The 1,841-nt window shown below is 62.6% G+C and carries 1 protein-coding gene; it reads right to left on the bottom strand.

Going from position 1 to position 1,841, the window contains the following annotated elements; translation table 11 throughout:
- A partial coding sequence (locus tag A39O_RS32655) for a hypothetical protein (protein ID WP_169338424.1) occupies positions 1-1,740 on the bottom strand: 1,740 nt, incomplete at its 3' end.
- Between the last annotated feature and the right edge of the window lie 101 nt (positions 1,741-1,841).

Raw genomic sequence — 1,841 nt, 5'->3', positions numbered from 1 at the left:
TTTAACGTGATCGCCGGCGCGCAGCGCCGCGTTCATCCGGTTCGTCAGCTTGAGCAGCGCCCTGTCCAGGTCTGTCCGCGTGGTCTGCGGGTCTTGCAATTGCTTCGCGATATCGGGCGCAGGGCTTTTTGGCTTCGCTGCCGCGGCCTCATCCTTTGCGCTGGCCGGGGCGCTTGCGGGCTTGGGCTTGGCCGCGCGCTGCCGCACCTCAGCCGCGATCTGATCGCCGATGTGACGACTTGCGCCCCCGCTGCGCTTGGTGGCCCAGGCGCGCACCGTCTGTAAGTCATCATCCGACATCGGCTTGAGTAACGATGTGATGTAGTCGCCGCCGCGGGTCACGTTACCAAGGTCATCGACCATGGCGATGAACGGAGCGAGGATTTTGCTGTCCTTGCCCGCCCCGGCCCCCTGACCTACACTTGCAGTTGGCTCCGCTCCCGCCGTATCGCGCATACCAGAGCGATCCGGCGCGTAGGCAGCACTGGCGTTGACCGCCTTGCCGCCATCGGATGCCCCCGTCTCCATCTGTCTCCGCTTGTGATCGATGTAGCGCTGAGCCGTCGCCACGGCATCTTTCTTGGTGTCCAGCAGCGCCCCCGCAATCGCCGCCCGATCGGCCGGGGTTGAGCCGATGAGGGCGCGGGGTGCGGCGTAGCCTTTGAGGGGGATGGATGCGCTTGCGGGCTTGGGCTTGGGAGCGCGAGCGGGCTTGGGGGCCGGAAGCGCAACCCCAAGCTCTTTCGCCCTGGCTTCCAGCTTCGCTATTTCGCTGGCTCGATACTCTTTGCCGAGGTGACCGGACAACAGGTCGCTTGACAGGCGCTTATGCTCTCTCGGGATGCCTTCGCGTTCTTTCTTTTCGTCTTCTTTCTGCCGTGCAACTACACGCTCGCGCCGTTGCGCTGCTTCCTCGGCAGCGAATCGCGCGGACTCTTGCGCGGCCTTTTCATGCGCCGCTTTCATGCTGCTGATGGACGCTGAAACGCGGTCGCTACTCTCCAAATCGTCGGCATCGTCAAGCCGCTTAATCTCGGCTTGCAGCGCATCATAGGCGCGCGCCTTTGCTTGGCCGCTGACCTTGATGACATGACCAATGCCCATGGCGCCGATGTCGACATGCTTCGCGTGATTGTCATTCCACCACGATTCAAACGCCTGCTTCGCGATTTCAGGCGTGAATCGATCCTGGTTGTTCTGTAGTCTCGGGGCTCGATCCTTGACGAAATCGGCCAGGATCGCGTCTGATTTGTCGCCAGATGGACCAGGCTTCTCCGCCGCCCGCACAATCTTCACCGGCTTTTTCCCGACGGTGCCGGCCGCTTTCCTGCGCTCGAAATCGTCTTTCACCTGGGCCGCTACCTGCCGCGACAGCACCTCGCGCTTTCGCTTCAGGTTGCCGTGGATCGCTTCCATCAGCGCCTTCTTGCTGCCGAAGTCCTTTGCATCGTGCTCAGGGTCGACCAGAAACAGCCGGCGCGCCAGCGAGTGAGAGTCATCGGAGTTCAGGTCGTGGAAGGCGTGCAAGGCTTCACGCTGCCGCCCATGCGCAAGGTGGTGCAGGACATGCTCTTCGCGATGCGACATGTGGGCAAACTCGGTCCGCCCGCGCTCGGGCCGCTTATCCTGGTAACTGTCGACCCAATGCCGTTGGCCGGTCTTGGCGTTCAGCCGGTAGTGGCCGTGGATGTAGGCTTTGACCAGGGCGTGATGAGCGGGGTTGGGAAAGATCAATAGCATGGGCATGGGTGCGGTCTTGCGTAGGGGGTTGAGATGGTCGATACTGAACGTTGCAGCCGCCTCCGCGTGAGGTGATGTCTGGCCGCTACCAAGTGCTGCAC

This window comes from Lamprocystis purpurea DSM 4197 (assembly GCF_000379525.1).
GTDB classification, from domain to species: domain Bacteria; phylum Pseudomonadota; class Gammaproteobacteria; order Chromatiales; family Chromatiaceae; genus Thiodictyon; species Thiodictyon purpureum.
Note: the sequence above shows the minus strand (reverse complement) of the source record. Positions and strands in the feature narration are given on the sequence as shown.